The organism is Orientia tsutsugamushi str. Boryong, from assembly GCF_000063545.1.
Taxonomy (GTDB): Bacteria; Pseudomonadota; Alphaproteobacteria; order Rickettsiales; family Rickettsiaceae; genus Orientia; species Orientia tsutsugamushi_C.
In genome coordinates, this window is sequence record NC_009488.1 from 1,504,972 (window position 1) to 1,524,175 (window position 19,204).

The 19,204-nt window shown below is 28.9% G+C and carries 10 protein-coding genes and 5 pseudogenes; 7 read left to right on the forward strand and 8 right to left on the reverse strand.

The features are described 5' to 3' along the window. Nucleotides 1-237 precede the first annotated feature (237 nt). On the forward strand, nucleotides 238-2,829 hold the full coding sequence (locus tag OTBS_RS07185) for a hypothetical protein (protein WP_011944935.1): 2,592 nt from the start codon (nucleotides 238-240) through the stop codon (nucleotides 2,827-2,829). 34 nt (nucleotides 2,830-2,863) lie between these two features. Continuing rightward, on the forward strand, nucleotides 2,864-5,353 hold the full coding sequence (locus tag OTBS_RS07190; RefSeq protein ID WP_011944936.1) for a hypothetical protein: 2,490 nt from the start codon (nucleotides 2,864-2,866) through the stop codon (nucleotides 5,351-5,353). Nucleotides 5,354-5,435: 82 nt separating this feature from the next. Here OTBS_RS07190 and OTBS_RS16880 read toward each other — a convergent pair whose 3' ends face one another. Together OTBS_RS16880 and OTBS_RS16885 are read right to left on the reverse strand one after the other, a co-directional pair. After that, nucleotides 5,436-5,666 (reverse strand): transposase, encoded by a 231-nt coding sequence (locus tag OTBS_RS16880; RefSeq protein WP_332370189.1) that lies wholly within the window; start codon nucleotides 5,664-5,666, stop codon nucleotides 5,436-5,438. A gap of 36 nt (nucleotides 5,667-5,702) precedes the next feature. Then, the gene (locus OTBS_RS16885) at nucleotides 5,703-5,921 is read right to left on the reverse strand and encodes a transposase (RefSeq protein ID WP_332370190.1); all 219 of its coding nucleotides are present in this window, start codon (nucleotides 5,919-5,921) and stop codon (nucleotides 5,703-5,705) included. A 438-nt stretch (nucleotides 5,922-6,359) separates the two neighbouring features. On the opposite strand from OTBS_RS16885, the pseudogene OTBS_RS17980 reads away from it, so the two are divergent. Both OTBS_RS17980 and OTBS_RS14470 read left to right on the forward strand, forming a co-directional pair. After that, nucleotides 6,360-6,479, forward strand: a pseudogene (locus OTBS_RS17980) (reverse transcriptase); the annotation flags it as partial. Nucleotides 6,480-7,229: 750 nt separating this feature from the next. After that, nucleotides 7,230-7,370 carry a hypothetical protein gene (locus tag OTBS_RS14470; RefSeq protein WP_157866419.1) on the forward strand — a complete coding sequence of 47 codons (141 nt, stop codon included), beginning with the start codon at nucleotides 7,230-7,232 and terminating at the stop codon, nucleotides 7,368-7,370. Here OTBS_RS14470 and OTBS_RS14475 read toward each other — a convergent pair. The 4 genes and pseudogenes from OTBS_RS14475 to OTBS_RS17985 form a co-directional block, all read right to left on the reverse strand. Further along, a pseudogene (locus tag OTBS_RS14475) lies at nucleotides 7,330-7,425 on the reverse strand (IS5/IS1182 family transposase); the annotation flags it as partial. The gene OTBS_RS14470 and the pseudogene OTBS_RS14475 sit on opposite strands and share 41 nt — an antisense overlap. Further along, on the reverse strand, nucleotides 7,426-7,908 hold the full coding sequence (locus OTBS_RS07195) for an Arm DNA-binding domain-containing protein (protein WP_041621309.1): 483 nt from the start codon (nucleotides 7,906-7,908) through the stop codon (nucleotides 7,426-7,428). It abuts the pseudogene before it with no gap. A 130-nt stretch (nucleotides 7,909-8,038) separates the two neighbouring features. Beyond that, nucleotides 8,039-8,239: a hypothetical protein gene (locus OTBS_RS07200; protein ID WP_011944470.1), complete on the reverse strand. Its 201-nt coding sequence runs from the start codon at nucleotides 8,237-8,239 to the stop codon at nucleotides 8,039-8,041. A 102-nt stretch (nucleotides 8,240-8,341) separates the two neighbouring features. After that, nucleotides 8,342-8,806, reverse strand: a pseudogene (locus OTBS_RS17985) (transposase); the annotation flags it as partial. A gap of 200 nt (nucleotides 8,807-9,006) precedes the next feature. Here OTBS_RS17985 and OTBS_RS14480 point away from each other — a divergent pair. Beyond that, nucleotides 9,007-9,102 (forward strand): annotated as a pseudogene (locus tag OTBS_RS14480) (IS5/IS1182 family transposase); the annotation flags it as partial. A 572-nt stretch (nucleotides 9,103-9,674) separates the two neighbouring features. On the opposite strand, the gene OTBS_RS07205 reads toward OTBS_RS14480, so the two are convergent. Next, entirely contained in the window at nucleotides 9,675-11,702 is a 2,028-nt protein-coding gene (locus OTBS_RS07205) for an Rne/Rng family ribonuclease (protein WP_011944937.1), read from the reverse strand. 770 nt (nucleotides 11,703-12,472) lie between these two features. On the opposite strand from OTBS_RS07205, the gene OTBS_RS07210 reads away from it, so the two are divergent. Further along, nucleotides 12,473-16,639, forward strand: a complete 4,167-nt coding sequence (locus tag OTBS_RS07210) for a bifunctional (p)ppGpp synthetase/guanosine-3',5'-bis(diphosphate) 3'-pyrophosphohydrolase (protein WP_011944938.1) — start codon at nucleotides 12,473-12,475, stop codon at nucleotides 16,637-16,639. 33 nt (nucleotides 16,640-16,672) lie between these two features. Here the strand turns inward: OTBS_RS07210 and OTBS_RS14485 are convergent. Beyond that, a pseudogene (locus OTBS_RS14485) lies at nucleotides 16,673-16,768 on the reverse strand (IS5/IS1182 family transposase); the annotation flags it as partial. A 312-nt stretch (nucleotides 16,769-17,080) separates the two neighbouring features. On the opposite strand from OTBS_RS14485, the gene OTBS_RS07215 reads away from it, so the two are divergent. Further along, nucleotides 17,081-19,072, forward strand: coding sequence for a hypothetical protein (locus OTBS_RS07215; RefSeq protein ID WP_011944939.1), 1,992 nt, complete (start codon nucleotides 17,081-17,083; stop codon nucleotides 19,070-19,072). Nucleotides 19,073-19,204: the final 132 nt, after the last annotated feature.

Consider the following 19,204-nt stretch of genomic DNA (forward strand, 5'->3'; position numbering starts at 1 on the left):
ATGCTCCTCCAGCTTTTGTGGTTGGTCGAATTTATTATGCAAATTAACTTTTCATTGCTAGTTGATGGTGAATAAGTTGAATTATGTGGCTTCTTCTTGTACTCACGTATCGAAAAGTGTATCTATGTCATACATAGTGATAGCTAAACTATTACAACCTAAACAGGTATTTATAATGAATAGCAAAATAGTAGATATTATGGTAATATCTCGATAAATCTTTTTTGAGAAGGAAGCATGTCTAAAAGAAAAAATGAAAATCAGATTTCTAGTACAAGTAATGACAATTTATATAAAAAAAGGAAGTATGATGAAAAAGAGACCTCCATAACAAAGAATACTAATCTACAAAAGAAAAGAAAGTATGATGAAGACCAGAGTTCAGTAACAAATGATGACAATATACAAAGTATTAGTTCTCATAAAAAACAACGTACACAACAAAGTAATTTACTAGATGAGAATATATTTAAAGATTGGTTTATGGTATCACTTAAACACATCGCTTCAACCAATATCATTATTCGCTTATGGATAAATCAAAGTACTATAAATCAAATAAGCAATTTATTTAATCATTCTGCTGATATATTACGCGACTGGCGTAAACTGAAAAATAGTATAAATGATAAAATACTAACGTTGCGGTTGCCTGAATCTATAACTCAACAATTGGTAAATATCAATAAATTCATAGGAACAGAGCTATATAAGTGGATAAAATATCATGATAACGATGTTCTTTACAATGACAAATCTGAGTATTTAGCAATAAATTACATCTATAATATAGAATGGACTCCAAGAGGAACAATTAACTATCTACAAACAGCTAGGAATATTTTAGCAAGAAATGATAATGGTTTGAGTAATGATCAAAAATATCGACTTGCTTGTAATTATTGTTTAGAGGATAGTATTACAAATTATGATCAAAAAGTTAATCTAGCAAGTTATTTACAAAACATTAGCGTTTATAGCCAGCCTATGGTTTATTTTTGGACTTCTCATACGTACTCTACTAATATTGATAGTGCAGCTATTGATATAAAGACAATTGATGCATTAGTGAGTGATTATAATAATCGCAATAGAACCAACATAGACACAAATACTTATATATTCAATATACTTGTTGAGGATAACTGTCATAAAGCCATGAATTGTGTGCCAATAGAGTACATTTGGAATAGACTTAGTTATGAAGAAAAATTAAAAAAGATAACATTAGCAATAAACAAAATAAATAATCGAGAGTTTAGATCTTTATTATTATCTCAACTTAATTACGAACAGCAGAAAAAAATTCTTCAGAATTCTTACTTTTTAAGTGTTACACTAACAAGTTTTTTGAATGATTTATTATTGAGTGATTACTTCTTACCTATAGCATATAATGCATTAAATATCATGCAAGAAGAATCGTTCTTGTACTTAATAAAAGCAGTAGTTAATAGAATTGGTTCAAGCTTGTATTCAAAAATTTATGATGATAATCATTATAAATTTATATTCAAGGAATTATGGCAGTTTGCTCCAAAGCGGTTAAAGGAACATGTACTTGAATGCAATGATACATACATAATACAAAATTTTATTGTATTCAAGTTATTTTTGAATGATGAGATTAATAATGATATAGATATAGCAAAGTTAGTATTAGCTGACGCAAATGTTACGCACAAATATAATATAATGTTTTGCGGCTCACTGCAATGCGGAGTTAAGAAATGCAGTGATTTAATTATCAAGAACCAATGGAATTTTTTAGATACATTTATTAAGCTGCTTATATCGTCTACAGAAGATATAAAAACGCTTAAACAAGAACTTATAAAAGATCATGGATATCAGATAACAATACATTTTTATCAAAAGCAAGAATATGATAAAGCTGAACATTTTCTCAAGTGGTGTCTAGAATCAGATGAAAAAATAAAAACTTTCAAAAAAGAATTAGCAAGCAAGGAATTTTCTTGCAAAATATTAGAGTCGATTGTTACAAGCAATAAAGCTGATTTTATAGAGATAGAACACTATTTTCAGTGGTGCGCTTCAAATGATTTAAAAATAATTAATGAGTTAAAGGAATCAATTCCACAAAAATGGTTTCAGGAAGTAATTTTTAAATTAATAGAACAAGATCAGTATAAATTATTAGACCAAATTTTAAATTGGTGTTTTTCAAATGATCAAGAAAAAATTGATAATTGTAAAAATAGTTTCTATACAACAAAGGAAAGCAATTCATATTGTTGTTTTAGCTACCTAATTTATAGATTAATAGAGAAAGATGATTCATTTCAATTATTAGATAAATTTGTTAAGTGGTGTTTTACTGACATACAAAAAATAAATCATTTTAAAAAATGGATACTTTGTCCTCAAGATGGTATCTATAGTCTTTGCACATATCAATTGCAGAAATATAAATTTGAATTAGCTGATAAAAGTGTCGGCTGGGCTGCAATGTCTCATGAAGAAATTGATCTATTTAAAAATAAGTTCATGGTTGCTAAAGAGATTGAATATATTTTGGATGATTATATGGAAGAGCCAGATAAATTACAATCTCTAATCAAATGGTTTAGTCCATCAATAGAAATAATAAAAAAGTTTAAAGAGATAATCCTTAATATGCATTATAATAGCGATTTTAGTGAATCGTTAGATAGATATTTACAAGAATGTGAGAATGTAGACCATAACATAAAGAATGATGTTAATGATACTATGGAAAAATTGCTACTTAATGTGGAAAACATTACTTCTAATAATCAGTCAGCAATGAATACTATAGGAGAATTAGCTTTTAATATTCAGATTTAGTGTAATAGTAATACAAAATTAAAATATATCAAAAATGGGTAATAAATCAGAGTTAATTGAGATTTTTTTAAATGACTATAACCACTTTGAAAAGTCGTTAACTAAAATATTTTACAAAATTCCTATAGCAAGAAATACTAATAACGAGGATTTTTGGATGTTCATTTTTATTGGGTCTACATTAACTATTCTAAATAGCGAGTTAAGAAAAAGTGTTAAATCTATTTGCTATAGTATTACTAATAACAACATCTTGAGGTTAGCATTTAACTTCAACAATAAAATTATATTACGATCTATATCTATTGGATCTAATGATAAAGTTTCTAAAAAATATCAATATTCAAATCAAGATCTTGATCAGATAAAAGAGCTTTTTTCTTATGACAAAATTATAAACCTGAAAAGTACTTGCTCAAAACATCTTCATATCAAAATTATTCGCGGCAAAACTATCAAAAAACCAAAAATTAGTGTTGTATGTACAGATAATATTGAAGAAGGAGACTATAATGCTAGCAGCAAGTTTATTAATGTTAATTCTTTAGATATGAAAGGAAAAACATTAGATGAATATTTAGAGTTTATTCGGCCAACAAATAGTAATAATGATGATGATAATGACGACGAGCAAGATTATACAGAAAATGTAGAGCAGCTATTTAATTGCTTTAAAGATTTATATAAGCAAGGCCAAGGAATCTTTGGTACTTCAGAATCACGTTATCATGGGTTTGTTTATGGAGCATTAGTATTAAACTTCAAACAAAAATATTCGATGGATGTATATGTTGAACAAAGTGCAGGCAGAGGATATCTAGATTTGTATTTGCTATGTAAACATTATAATCATAATCAGATAGCTAATGCTGATGCTGTTAAAATAATAGCTGAATTTAAAAATGGGAATAATAAATACCCTTCTGTTGCAGATGCAATAAAACAGGTAGAAGATAGGTGTTATGCACAACTTGTTGGTAGAACTCAATCGAATAAGACTATAATAGTAGGAGCTGATTTTGGGGATATAACTAAGCAAGTACAGGCAAAATTTATGCTGCTTGATAAGTTGCCTGAGCGAGATTTTATAACTTTTATAGCTGATTCAAAGACACAACTGTCTAAAGCTAATATAAAAGAAGAAATAAGGTGGATATTTAAATCAACACGTTCAGAGGAATCATTAGCTAAAATATTATTAGGAGAGTTATTATCAAGCAAAGTACAAAAAAAGTCTGCAGTTTTTCTGAATAAAATTGATAATGATGAGACCAAGGCTAGTATATTTATTCTTAAGCTATCTAATAACAATATAATATTATCTACTATTGAGAAAGATGACAAGCCGCTACAGAAATATTGCAGACTAGGTAGTACTAGATTGCAGAGCAGGCACAATAAAGAAGTTAACGTAACAGATGAAGTAGAATATGCAGTACGATATATTCAAAAACAGTATAAAATTAATTCTGGCACAAAAATTACTATAATAGTTAATAGAAAAGGACAGAACTATGAAACTTACTTAGAAAGTATAGATATGACAAATTTAAACTCTAATCCTGCTGACACTGATGTGGGCTATAATATAAAAGACTATATAACACAACCATATAATATTAAGCACAATATTGATGTATGCAAGCTAATACTAGAATTACTACAAGATATACAAGATGATAAGTTGGGAGAACTTGCTAAGTTTAAAGATGAGCTCTGCGAATTTCAAGCATTTATCACAGAGGAACGCGACTTTCAGGCTATATTACATGGATTATTCTCATTCAAGAAATTTGAAAATACAACTTTAAGGGCAATATCAGAAGTAACATTTGGCACAGGCAAAGCAGATTTAGTGTTGGCATCTAACCGTAGTATACTTTATTTTGAGTTAGCCTTATTAAAGGAACATAATGTGGATACTTTGCTAAATAAAAAAAAACAGCAACTGGATAAATACCTGGTAAATGCTAAAGTTATTACTAATGATAAGAATGCTAACGGAGTAGTACTAATTTTTGATAGCAAAACAGGTAAGTTATATAACAGGTATCATACTACGCCAGTTGAGCATTCTTCAGATGAAGGAGGGCAAACACCTATATATAATCAAAGAGAAACGCTGGAACCGCGGCTTTTGTCACCAATAGATCAAAATAGCCCTACTAAAGCTAAAAAAACAAAAAACTCTCATAATGAAGAAGATTTTAATATAAATATAATAAAAAAAAGCAAGATGAAGTCAGTTGGCAATTTTAGCAGCATTAATGATTCTAATAGACAAAAAAAAGTATCTCAAAACTACAACATAAATAACTTTGATGACATTGAAGGAAATCGAGATAAAATTTATATAGGTAGTGAAAACTCCATAGAAGACAAAAAAAAAACTGAAGTTGATAAAAATGCTCAACTGCTTGCATTTGTACAAGATGGGTGGCATGGACAAGAAGATTTAAATTACAATAATCAATCAGCTTTTATTCTTAGTAAAACAATAGGGTTAGATAATATACCTGAGTAAGCCTTTAAACTTCAATTTAGGATAAAGTATAGGAAGAGAAAGAATAGGAGATAAGATTAGGATTAAGTTGTAGATAGAATAACTAGCAAGAGAAGCAATTTATATGAACAAAGAAATTAAGAGGAGAACTGTGTCTAGTATGCTCTAAAAGCATATGTTTTTTTAGTACATTAAAGACAGACTCAATTAAAGAACGTTTATTTAATAATAGATTATCTTGTATGTCCAATAAATATGTTTTCATGTCTTTACGAAGATTAGTAAATAAACGTAGACCATTTGTCAGCAGTTGATGAAATAACTCTTTAGATATGTAGCTTTATCACCAAACAATTTACCAGATAAGCATTTAGAAAAAACTAAAGCTACAGATAAGGTCGTTTTTATTGCCTTTAGTAATTTTAACTGACATTATTTCGCCTTTATTATTGATTATAATATGTAGCTTAAAGCATAAGAACCAGCCATAACTACTCTTAGCAATTTTAGAAATTCTGTTAAAAACTCTATTGCTGGAGGTGCGTTTATTATGACAAATTGCTAACTTTGTAGAATCGATGTAATATATACCAGTTTATTCTTCTTTCAAATGATGCATTAATACAGCTAATGTAGCAATATTCTAGGCCACAGTTGTATTATCCTACTATAGCTTGGTAAACAAAAGTATCTTTTATACTTATGACTCAAGTAATATAGATAATAATTTTTACAATCCTTGCATTGAGATAAATAAAAATATATCTATTGTTAATAACTAAGCTAAGGACAACTTTCCATCTATGTTCCTTTGGATTACTACTTGGTATTAATCTCTTTCTCTCCTACTCTTGGTATATCTTGCAAAAATTGTCTATTAAATAGTATACTGTTATAATACATTTTTTCATGTTGTGTTATTCCTTGTTTATTTAATTTTTTTTTTTTTTATAACTCAACATTCTCTCTTTGTATACCTTTTATTCTCTACATTTCATATTTCCGCTTATCATAATCTGGCGTTTAAAGGGCCTTAAACAGACTTACGTATAACTTCAATAAATGAGCTATAGTAGAGATTGATATCACAAAGTGTGTCAATACAATTAAGCATTGTGAGTTGATGGAATTTCTAAGAAAAAGAATAGACCTCTTTCGAAACTGATTGAATTACTCCGCATACGGCTCAAGCAATTTACAGACAGATGCAATAAGTTGTCTGCGATTACTGTGTACTTGTTTGATAGCAGTTTTTATGTAATAAGCACAAATTGTTAATATGGTTAGTGCCATCACATCTTATAGGTGTTATATGATGTGTATGAATATTTTCACCATTATCTATTAAATCAAAACAAACAAGACATTTATCTTTTTGTCTACGCCAAAGAATCTGCCTGGATTTAAACAAATACTTAGTGCTATCAGCTTAACGTTTATGCCAATATTCTCTAAGTTTTGAATTATCAGGAGAAGATTTACCTTTAACTAGAATACGTAGTTTTATCGTTATCAATTGTAATTTCCATAGATATAGATCTTTATTCATCGAGATCCAATTATCATTTCTACCTTTGGTGCTACCTCAATACTTTTTCTTAAGCCATTCCCAAGATTTTTTAAGATGTTTTCTACATGCAAATCTTGCTTGTCTAACCTACATCCAGCAGTATAATTTGGCTAAAATTCTCTTTGAATACAACTTTGTTAAAATAACTACACCATCCAAATATTTTAGAATTTAACTAGTAAAGCTATATCTCTTCTTGTACTATTGGTGTTATATTGTTGAATATTAAATCTCAGAAAATCAAAACCTTCATTAATATGAAGTATCATGGTTTTTTTGACAATTCTAAGCTTCTAATTTAACCAACTATTAATAATGCTTTTGGCTGTGATACGTGAGCTTTCAGATTTAGCACAAGTTATAAAATCATCAGTGTATCTTACTAAAGCATATTCAGATTTAGAAAATAGACTTCTTTCGAAACTGGTTAACGTAGTTCAAAATTATAAATACCAGAGATCAAATTAAATCTAAGACCGAATCTTTCACGTCTATTTCGATATTTATCAGCAATAATTTTGAACTACGTTAACCAGTTTCGAAAGAGGTCTAATGCTTGTGCATAAGTATGTACTCTGTCAGCATTCTCTTTCCAGTTTATAGTATATATTTTGGCATACTCTTCAATATACTTATAACACAGCTCTTTGAATGTAATCTCTTGTCTTTCTTTTATACGATTCTCATTTTCTTCTATCTGTTGTTGACGTCTTACTTCTCTTGGATCTATTCCGTTCGCCATTAATGTCTTTAATTCTATTGCTTTTTTTATAGCTTCTTTAATAGATAAATATGGAAATTCCACTATCCTTATTTTTAAACTCTGGTTTTTATATTTTTGTTCTAAAATCCATGTTTTTCTTACTATTCCTCCACAGACTGTACATGAGATTTTCAGTTTAAGTCCTATTATATCTGGATCGTGGATAATTAATAATTTTTCTCCCTTAGGAATTTTAATTTTACGTAGTGCTCGATTTATAAACTTTGATGATATTGAAGTCATAATCACCCCACATAATATTAATATTTATTATTAAAGTATTACGTTTAATTAAACAGATGATCTATATTATACTTTTTATTTGATAGCAAATTTTTATACTAATTTGTTCATAATACATATAACTTGAAAATCACTTATCAATCCTAGATTGTATATATTTTTCGATCATTAGATTAACCTCTAGATTGAAAACTGGCCCCCAATTTCCTAAATTTTCTGTCAACCTTTTGTCAACCTTTTGCTTTAATTTTTTTGTTATATTGACAAATATTGGAAATATATTTATAGTTAAAGTTGAAGCTTGATTAAAAATATTAATAAAAGTTAACACAAGTTAATAGTAGGTTCTATAAAGTATAGAAGTTAATAAAAATTAACTTTTCTTCTCCCTTATACTTGATCTACCTTTGCACTTTTACCTATAGAACATCTTATTGATTATAAGATGAAGCTTAAAGACTAAGAACCAGCAATAACTACTTTTACCAATTTTAGAAATTTTGTTAAAAACTCTATTGCTGGAGGTACGTTTATTATGACAAATTGCTAACTTTGTAGAATCGATGTAATATATACTAGTCTTCTCCTTTCAGATAGTGCATTAATACAGCTAGTGATAGCAACACTCCAGGTCATAGCTGTATTATTCTACTATAACTTGATAAACAAAAGTATCCCTTATACTTATAACTCAGGTAATATAGATAATAATCTTTAAAATCCTTGCATGGAGATAAATAAAAATATATCGCTATTGTTAATAACTCAGCTAAGGATAACTTCCCATCTCTGTTCCTTTGATTACTCTACTTGGTATTAATCTCTTTCTCTCCAACTCGTGATATATTTTGCAAAAATTGTCTATTAAATAGTATACTGTTATAATACATTTTTTCATGTTGGGTTATTCCTTGTTTATTTAAATTTTTTTTATAACTCAACATTCTCTCTTTGTATACCTCTTATTCTCTACATTTCATATTTCCACTTATCCTAATCTGGCGTTATTAAACTTTACGTTTTGATTTTGTAATGACAGCACCTTTATACGCTCAAGTTTCATTAACAATAGACCTCTTTCGAAACTGGTTAACGTAGTTCAAAATTATTGCTGATAAATATCGAAATAGACGTGAAAGATTCGGTCTTAGATTTAATTTGATCTCTGGTATTTATAATTTTGAACTACGTTAACCAGTTTCGAAAGAAGTCTAATGTATTTTTATCTATGCTAAGTACGGTCATTGCTTCCCTCTTTTACTTTCTGTGCTAATCCTTCGCTCAATCCGCATTATTGAGTTTCATCGCTACTATAGCTAACTCAGCAATCCTTATACCATCTTCAAAGCTTTATGTTTCAGCACTTGTAGTTTAAATACTTACTTAATTAAGTAAGAGTTATAAGTACTTCTCAAGTTGTGTCATTAATCTTTACAAACTCGCTGACGCCTGCAACGCTGGTGGTTGAAAATTTTTAGATTTTTCGCTAGTAGTTTGACCTCCATATACTATGTGGTAGAACATATCGGCTTCCACTACATCATACTTTCGTGACTATTACGTTCACCATTTGGTTTCGGCTAGAATGTTTCACTGTCTACGCTTTACTACTGTTGTTACCTTTAGCAGCATAAGACTCACTATATGGTGTGCCAGCTTTTACTTCCATAACTGGACTTTCACCAGTAAGATTATAATGCTCCTTATCTTGACTCACCTACCATATATAGCTAGCTACTGTTATTTGCTATAGTAGGACATCACAATTATGATTTTGTAGTCTCTAGTATACTTGGTTTTGTTCTTCTTTTTATTGGCCTAGTAGGTTGGTTTTTATTATTTGAAGCATTATCTTTTTTATCATTTACTGGTTTAGATATTTGTTGAACTGATTGTTCTGCTGATAAATCTAGGTTATGAGTTTGTTTCCTTGCTCTTCGTTTATTTGATTTTATTGATAATATTTTAGAGCCTGAAATATTAGTGTTAGATATTGCTTGTGAAGCAGGATTTTCTATATTCTCCAATAATTTAGCACTAGTGACTACTGGCTGTTCTGTAAGAGCACTTTTAGTAGTACTTGCAGATAATGTAACTTTTTCTATGGAAAAACTATCTGAAGTAGATTGGAAATCATTATAAAATTTCAACTGTACATTATATTTTTTTTCTATATCAGCTATTTCGGTTCGCTTATTATTTAGAATATATGTAACTGAATGTAAGTGAGCATAAACATTTATAATATTTGATTTAGATGTATGTATTTCATTTTCGATAGTGCGTAATATAATCATAGCATTAGATTCTTCAGCTCTAACTATTCCTTTACCACTGCAATGTGAGCATATAACTGAGTTAGATTCTAAGAAAGATGGTCTTAATCTCTGCCTAGACAGTTGTAATACTCCAAAAGAGTTAATAGAATCAACTTGTATTTTTGCTTTATCTTTAGCAAGATATTTTTTGAAGCTTTTTTCAATTAATTTATGATTCTTAGAATCTGTCATGCAAATAAAGTCTATAGTAATTAGTCCTGATAAGTTTCTTAACTTAATTTGGTGACTAATTTCTTTTGCTGCTTCTAAATTAGTTTTGACAGCTGTTTCTTCGATATTTTGTTCAGAAGTATCTTTGCCAGAGTTTACATCAATTGCGATTAAAGCTTCTGTTGGATTAATAACAATATACCCTCCAGATGGAAGAGTAACTATTGGTTTATATAATGTTGCAAGCTGCTCTTCTAGATTATATTGAGCAAAGATTGGAATTGTAGATTTATGTTCTTTAATTTTATGTACTTCTGATGGCAAAATAGCATTCATAAACTTAACAGCATAATCATAAGCTGCTTTACCTTGTATAATCATTTCTTGCACAGAAATATTATAAATATCAAGAATAGTTTTTCTGATAATATCATTTTCAACGTAAATGAATGCAGGTGGCTTAGCTTGCTTAGCTGTATTGATAATTTCATTCCAGAGCTTTAATAAATAATTAAAATCTTTTTTAATTTCATATGCAGTTCTACGAGAACCTGCAGTTCTAATAATAACGCTTGATGTCTTTGTTATTTTTGATATTAGATTGCCTACGATTGTTTTTAATTGTTTTCTATCTTCTGAATTTGTAATTCTTCTTGAAATGCCACTATGGTTTGATAAGTTAGGGGTTAGTATACAATATTTACCTGATAAAGAAATATAAGTGGTAAAGGATGCGTTTTTGTTACCTCTAGATTCCTTAGTTGCTTGAACTAGAACAATCTGCCCGCTGCTAATTACATCTTGAATTTCTTGTTGCTTATGAGGTGGTAAAAATTCTGCAATTTCTTGGCTGTTTTGTTTACTTACTGGTTCAATTTCATCGTTTTGGATATTTGTAGTATTTTTAAATGCTGTAATTATTTTACTGTCATCAGCATCAGATTCTTCTGTATCAATGTCTTCTTCATTTTGAATGTTCTTGCATGATTCTTGCTCCTTAATCTCCTCTGAAGTTATTTCTACTAAAGGAACAGTATCAAATGGTAAGCTGTTAGTAACATTATTATAATAATCTGGGTGTATTTCACTAAATGGCAGAAAGCCGCTTTTTCCGTTACTGTAATCAATAAATGCAGCTTGCAAAGAAGGTTCGATCTTAGTAATTGTTGCAAGATATATATTCCCCTTAATTAAATGTTTGCTTGCTGTTTCATATTCAATTTCTGCTATACGGCAATTATTATCTATTAAAGCTACTCTAGTTTCATTAGGGTAACTTGCATCTACTAGAATTCGTTTAGTCATCTTTATAAATTCTCCATAAACTCTACTGACTGTTCTATAATTTACAAATTTAATAATTTGAAGTCATGCAGGCTTTATTGCATACTTATTGCAAGTATGCATAATACAACCTCACTACTTTGATTTTTAGATTTAGCATTTTTATGCAAATATTCAAATTTAAGGTTCGGTATAAAATCTTAATCTTTACTAGTTAAACTATAATAAATTAAATATAGAATAAACCTTATAAACATAATTTTAATTTTATTTATATCTACAGAATTATTATCTAAATAAAGTTATTCAGATATCTTTAAATATTGCCTCATAAAAAATTCTAAAATCGTTTTACTGAACATGAGAAAATTAATTAAATACTTTTATTATAAATCATAACAATCACCATATATAAAACAGTACTTTGCTAATACAATTTAGATAATAGTGATGGATATACTTAAACTTGTTAGTGCTTTATAATCAATTATTTTAGTTCTATAACTTCTATCCTGAAATAACATGACATAGTTATAGATAATTTTATTAGTGTAACTTATACATCAAACTACTAAATTTAGCAATTTAATTGTTTTAATATAATGATAATTTGACAATGATACTAAATCTCAGTGCTTTTCATAAAAAAGTATTGTACTATAATTTTATATAGTTTATTTACGATGGGTTTATATTAGAGGTGGAGGGTTTTATATGCTATGTATGATAAAATATATACAAGGTTATTATTGCAAACCTAATGCAATTATAGCTTAGATATATATATCGTTATGCAAAAAACTATAGATTTTGCTGTTAAACATTGTATGTATTATGAGCTTTATCCATTAGAGATAGGGCAAATGATTGTAGCTATATATCCAAACTACAATGCATTAATTACATCTATGCTTTACACTACCGTGAATATATCTAACATAGAAACTGTTCAGTTTAGTTTAAAAAATATTGAAGATGGTTTTGGTGCAGAAGTAGTTAAGCGAGTTAGCAATGTTCTTAAATTGCCGTTTAATAACTGTGTAGATGATAAACTAAATCAATATGATCTAAATAAAATAAAAATTATATTATTAGAAATAGGCAAAGAAGAGAAAACAGAAGTAGTACTTGTTCGATTAGCCTATTTATTACACTATATAAGCATATTTAATCGTGTTCCGTTAACTGAGGAGCAAATCCAATTTATTGTACTAGAGATAGTAGAATCTTATTTGCCACTGATAGCTGAACTTGAAATAGATGATATACATGCAACAGTGCATCAATTTCTCTTGAGCAATTTACCACTCAATGCTACAGAACAAACTGTTACAGACTACCTAAATATTATAAAAAATGTAACGCCTTTAATTTACAACGTAGTTAATAAGATTAACGATAATTTACAGCATGCTGGAATTAGTGCAGAAGTATCAGCTAGAATTAAATCTTTTTATTCTATTCAGCAAAAAATGGAAAATAAGAATATTAAATTCAATCAATTAGATGACATTATCGCTCTTAGAATTATTATAGATTCTACTAATGGCGCATTAGCACTCTGTTATAAAGTGTTAAATCTTATACATAACAGCTATATGTTTTTACCTAATAAGATTCAAGATTTTATCAAAATTCCAAAAGAAAATGGCTATCAGTCTTTGCATACGATAATTCTTGGTCCAGCAAATCAGAAGATAGAAGTGCAGATACGTACTAGTGAAATGCATAGAGTTGCTCAATCTGGTACTGCTGCTCACTGGAGGTATAAAAGTAATTTTATCAAGGAAAGGAGAATACACAATATAATGCAGAAACTATATGAATTTAGTAATGCATCACATAATCTTATTCTGAGAGTAAGAATATTATCTACTGATAAACTTATAAGTATGACATTGCTTTATTCTATTGATTCAATAGGTGTATTTTTTGCTAAAGAATTACATTTAGATGTTCGTAGTGCTAATTATAATGGTGTTAATATACGTTTTGATTTGTTAATGCAATTTGTACAATGTAATGCAGAAAATCAGCAGTTTGTTATATTTAGGAACAAGGATATTTATTTTAGAGAACACATCAAGCCTAGCAATAATATTATTGCTGATTGTAGTGTAGCAAGAGTTAAAATGGAGACTTTTGAAGTGCCTATTAACAATACTATTTATTCTTTTGCAAATATGGGCTTAGTAAGCATGAATAGTGATTACAATTTGAAAATAGTGAGACAGATAAAAAACCAAAATCATAAAGGTGTTGAAAATGGAATATTGACTAATAAGAAGAGTACTACTTTTAGACAAAATACCATAAAGCATGGTATTAATGTAGCAACCATAAGCGATGAAAATGAAACTGTACTATTAAGGATTATAGATCAGCCTAGAGTTCAGACAATAATGCAATTACATATTCCATTAGCTAGAATGAATAAGGTTAGTAATACAGGCAATCAAAGCAACAAGGAGGTATTGTTAAACTCTATATGCCAAGTTGTTAAAGTTCAGACGATCGCAATGCAATGTACTATTTCCATAACAAGTGTCACTACAGCAGCATTGTTAGAAACCATAGGTAAAGATGAATTGCGTAAGATGGAAGCAGTTAGTCCTGCTGTACTGTTAGAGACTGAGATGCTTAGGAAATGTACTAGCGATGATGATGAGATACCATATATAAAAGTCCTAGTTGACGATGACAAGAATTGGAAAGATTCTACAGATGATGATTGGGAAGATGATGATTGGGAAGATGATGATTTACTAGAAAATCCTGAAAAAATTGAGCGTAATAAACTCTTTTTTGATTTGAACTTTATAAGAAGTACAATGAAAGAACTGGCGAGATGTGCAAGCAATAAGGTTTTAGCAGCTGAACATCCAAAACGCGTTTTAACAAAGTATAGAAATATGTGTAAAAGTTTGCTTGCGATATTGACTAATGTGCTAGTTGTAGAAGATGTTTTTGAAGGGATAGTTGATCAGTTTGAAGAAGGATATGCTAGAGAATTGATTAGTTGCATCCCTTCACCTGCTAATAAAGACGCTTTTTCAATTTTTTGTGAAGAAGCAATAAAGCAAAAATACATTCACCTAATGGTGCAGATGCTTGCATGTAATGCTGTAGATCATGATTTATTCAAAAAGCTTGCAACATATCAAACTACAAACAGGAATACAATTCATTCAATTCTATTTCAATTCATAGACCAAAATATGCATCAAAGATGTGATAATGATAATATTGTTACATTAATTATATACGCATTGTATGCATACACTCTTAAAGCACCAAATGAGTTGTTTAAAAAGTTTATGGAAGAAAAACTTGACGGTAAGATGTCAATTGATGATATGGCAGTAACAATTATAGTACATAATCCTCAGTATACAGCTGGATTAGCTGCTCAGCTATTATGCACATACGCTATTAAAGGACCATATATCCGCTTTGTTGTTCAAGCTATGAATCATCAATTTCCTTCTAATAATAATAATTATTGTACAATCGGTACTGTGATATTAGAATATTTAAAAACTGTAAAAAAACTCTGGCCTATAACTTTTATCTGTAAGCAATTGGAAAATGCTGGTAAACATGAGTCATGTTATATGATTCTAACTCATAGAACTGAATATCATGAAACTTTTCTTTCTGTAACATTAAAATGCATAACAGATAGTATTAAAGATAGAAAAGATAGTTCTGAAATGATGGAATGTATTCTTGCAATGATTTCTGTTGCTAAATCAAATGTAATTGACTTGATTGATAAGTTAATAAACGAAAAGCTTGATCATGAAAACACGGTTTTTTCAATTGTGTTGAAATATATAAAAGAGCAGAAAAATTACCAGCCTGTTGATATTATATGGGAAGCATTAAGGCATGACTCACAAAAAATGATTCCATTGGCACAAAGATATGATTTGATTGAGCTGATGTTTGATATATTACGTGAAATTAAAGGACACGATATTGCAGATGATGAAGTATATAATAAGCTAATAAATCCGAAAATGCTGAATGATAGAACTATTTTTTCTGAAGCATCTCAAGCAGTTAAGGAAAGTTCAAGTATAATTGATTCGTATTTAAGAAAAATTCAAGAAAAAATAGAAGATTGTGCAAAAGATAAGAAATACATAATACAGGAATCAAATGCAGATGATTTAACTCAGCTAATATTATTGTGTAGTACAGACTGTAAAGTATTTTTTACAAAAAGTGAGGTATTGGCTAAATTAATATTTCATGCATTAATGAGCAATGATTTTGATGAGATAGTACATCGTAAAATTGAAGAAAATGTAGAATTATTTGAAAATATATTACGCCTAACCAATACTTTTAAAGTTGCTGGATCTATTAAAGTTGAAAAAACTACAGAATTAGCTGAGAACCTAAGAAAAAAAATGATTGATGTGTTAATTAACTGTAAAAATGTAAGTGAAGAAACATTTAGTAAGTTGCTGTGCTTTAAAGATGAGAGTAATAAACCATTCGTATTTACGAGAACAGATAATAGTGAAATCGTAGGTATACTAAAGAATAGGAATATGGATGATCAGAAAACATTTGTGAATATTTTTGGAACTCAAAAGCTATGCGATTATATACGATGGCTTTCATGTGGTGATAAGAAGGTGTATGACATGTTATTAGATATAGGCAATGTTGATGATAACATTGAGATTAAGTTTGATGATCAGTTCGCTGCTGCAAGAAATTTGGCTGCATATATAATAAGGCAAGCATTATATGATAATACTCCATCTAAAAGCAATAAATGCAATACAGAATCAAGAGATGATACATATTTATACACACATACATCAGGTATGATATCTGAAAAAGAAACCAGTGATATGAATATAGACGATATACTCTGTGAGAGTTCTCTAGAGAATTCAGATGATGGTGATGATGAAGTTAGCTTTACTGGTTGTAGTTAACAAATTTTATTAATAGACCTCTTTCGAAACTGGTTAAGGTAGTTCAAAATTATAGATGCCAGAGATCAAATTAAATCTAAGACCGAATCTTTTACGTCTATTTTGATGTTTATCAGCAATAATTTTGAACTACCTTAACCAGTTTCGAAAGAGGTCTAATGTACTAAAAAAACATATGCATTTAGATCATGCTAGACGTTGCTTTCATCTTAAGTTCTTTGTTCATATAACTTCTTCTCTTGCTAGTTATTCTATCTCCAAACTTAATCCCTATCTTATTCCATCTTTTTTTTCTTCACTCAACTTATCCTAATCTGGTGTTATAAAACTTTGAGCTTCTAAAATCAGTTTAGAAAAAATACTAATGGCTGCTCTATATTCAACTTAAGCTTGTAACTTTTTTATACACATGTATTATTAATAATTAAGGTTATTCTATTCATGAAGGTTCTGATGTACAAGAAAGAAATTACAGAAAGTATATTAGCTAAGCAACTTTTTGAATCTTTAGCTCTGGTAGGGCTATCAAAAACTACAGATGAAACTATTTTATCTTTAAGTCAAAGTCTTGCTAAAACATTAAATAGTATTTCTAAAAGTTTTTCTACATCTAGTCTAGAAGAATACCAAAAATGTTTTTCTAATTTAAATGATCATGATTTACACAAAGTATTGAAAGTACTAAAAGATACGTTTGCAGAAGATGAGTATAAAGAGTTAAGAAATATTATTGAGTTACCACTTTTAGATAGACTAACTACAAAATTTAAAATAGAACGTGAAAAAGAATTAAGCATTCAACAAGCACCAAATTTTAACAATAGTAGTATTGAGGAACTGCTGCGTGATAAAAATGTTTCTAAACAGAGTGAATTTTTTCAAACAGGAGATAAGCAAGATGGTGTCTCTGCAGGATATGTTGCTAATGAAAAGTTAAGTAATAATACTTTTCTTCTTAAAAAATTTTATAAAAACAATGATAGTGTTTTAGCTATAATGGATCCAGCAGAGAGGCAAAAAGCTCAGAATGATGTAAGAGATGCTGTACAAGAATTGCTAACTTCTTCTATGTACAAGTTATTATTATATGGACGTGCTCCAAAAGAAGAATTAGTAACACCAGATGAAGTTAATTCAGATTTGCTGTATATAAGATCTAAATTTTTTGAGAATGCAGTACCACTTTCAGAATTTTCTGGATCAAAAAATTCTATTCATATTAAAGCAGATGCAAAAAACCTACAAGGATTAGAAGGATTTGAGAAAATAATTGCATCTTGTCATATTTTAGGTGAAGCTGATTATCATCCAGGAAATTTAATGGTACAAGATGGTAAAACTGTTGTTAAAATAGATCACGGTAGATCTATGATGCAGTTTCATAAAGATTTTGAAAGTATGGTTAAGTCAACGTATAACATTTTTAACCACAATCAAATAGGTTACAATTCAGCGATTGAAGCAGGCAACCTATCGTTTAGTATTGAAAAATATAACGCTGCATTAAACCAAATGCTTGCCCAACTTGATGAATACCAAATAGATACTGTAGTAGAAAAAAAAACGTCTGAGCTACAAAAAGTTGGATTTAATCCAAAAGGATTAATGGCTAAGGTTAGGTTTGATGATAAAACGTTTATGCATACTACCATTAATAATTATCAAGATTTTACAGCATTTTACAAAGATAATGTAAAAGAAAATCTTCAGAATATGAGAAGAATAGCACAAACAACTGACATAATAAGTAAATTTAGTAATGTATCACCTGAATTTAAAAATGGTAGATGGTTAAAGGATTTTGCTATTTCTGATATTAAAGAGCCAGTTATATATGCATCCTTTCATAATATCAAAATTGAAGGGAAAAGTGCTTTAGAATGGGCTATTTCAAATAAGTATCATGCTGTAGAAAATGTTATTAAAGTAGAAAAAGTTCTAAAAGGTATTGAAGATGAGTTATTTCCTTTAGTCCAAAGATTGCAAGATACCCCAATGAAAAAATTAACCTTAAAAGAGGTAAAGCAGTTTTATGACTCAGTGTTAACCACCTTTGAACAAAAACAATATTTAACTCAACAAGAAGTTAAGGATATACAAGAATGCTTAGACTATAAAAAACACATTAAAAATACTACTGCATTTATAAAATTAAATATAGAATCTATATCAATGGTTGATAAAATGCGTTATAAACTAGCAACATTTTGCAATATACTATCTTTGCCTAGTAAAGCAAAATATTTTATGGATAGAATCACTCCTGAAAGTTTAAATATAATACAACAGCTAAAAAAAGACATTTCAAATAGCTCAGGATTTAAAAAAGTTTTGTTAAAATCTAGCACAAATTACAAGTCAAATACTCACAGCACATACTCAATATCCAAATCTAAAAATGATAGCAATAATCAAAAGGGTATACTCATGTAACTTTTAGATTTATTACCGTTGAATAGACCTCGTTCGAAACTGGTTAAGGTAGATCAAAATTATAAATGCCAGAGATCAAATTAAATCTATATGAGTAGACCTAACCAATCGCTCAATTAGGCCCCTCCTCAG

Coding starts and splice junctions, on each gene's coding strand:
- OTBS_RS07210 (WP_011944938.1), top strand. CDS start 12,473: ATGCAAAAAACTATAGATTTTGCTGTTAAACATTGTATGTATTATGAG.
- OTBS_RS07185 (WP_011944935.1), top strand. CDS start 238: ATGTCTAAAAGAAAAAATGAAAATCAGATTTCTAGTACAAGTAATGAC.
- OTBS_RS07190 (WP_011944936.1), top strand. CDS start 2,864: ATGGGTAATAAATCAGAGTTAATTGAGATTTTTTTAAATGACTATAAC.
- OTBS_RS07195 (WP_041621309.1), bottom strand. CDS start 7,908: ATGACTTCAATATCATCAAAGTTTATAAATCGAGCACTACGTAAAATT.
- OTBS_RS07215 (WP_011944939.1), top strand. CDS start 17,081: ATGAAGGTTCTGATGTACAAGAAAGAAATTACAGAAAGTATATTAGCT.
- OTBS_RS07205 (WP_011944937.1), bottom strand. CDS start 11,702: ATGACTAAACGAATTCTAGTAGATGCAAGTTACCCTAATGAAACTAGA.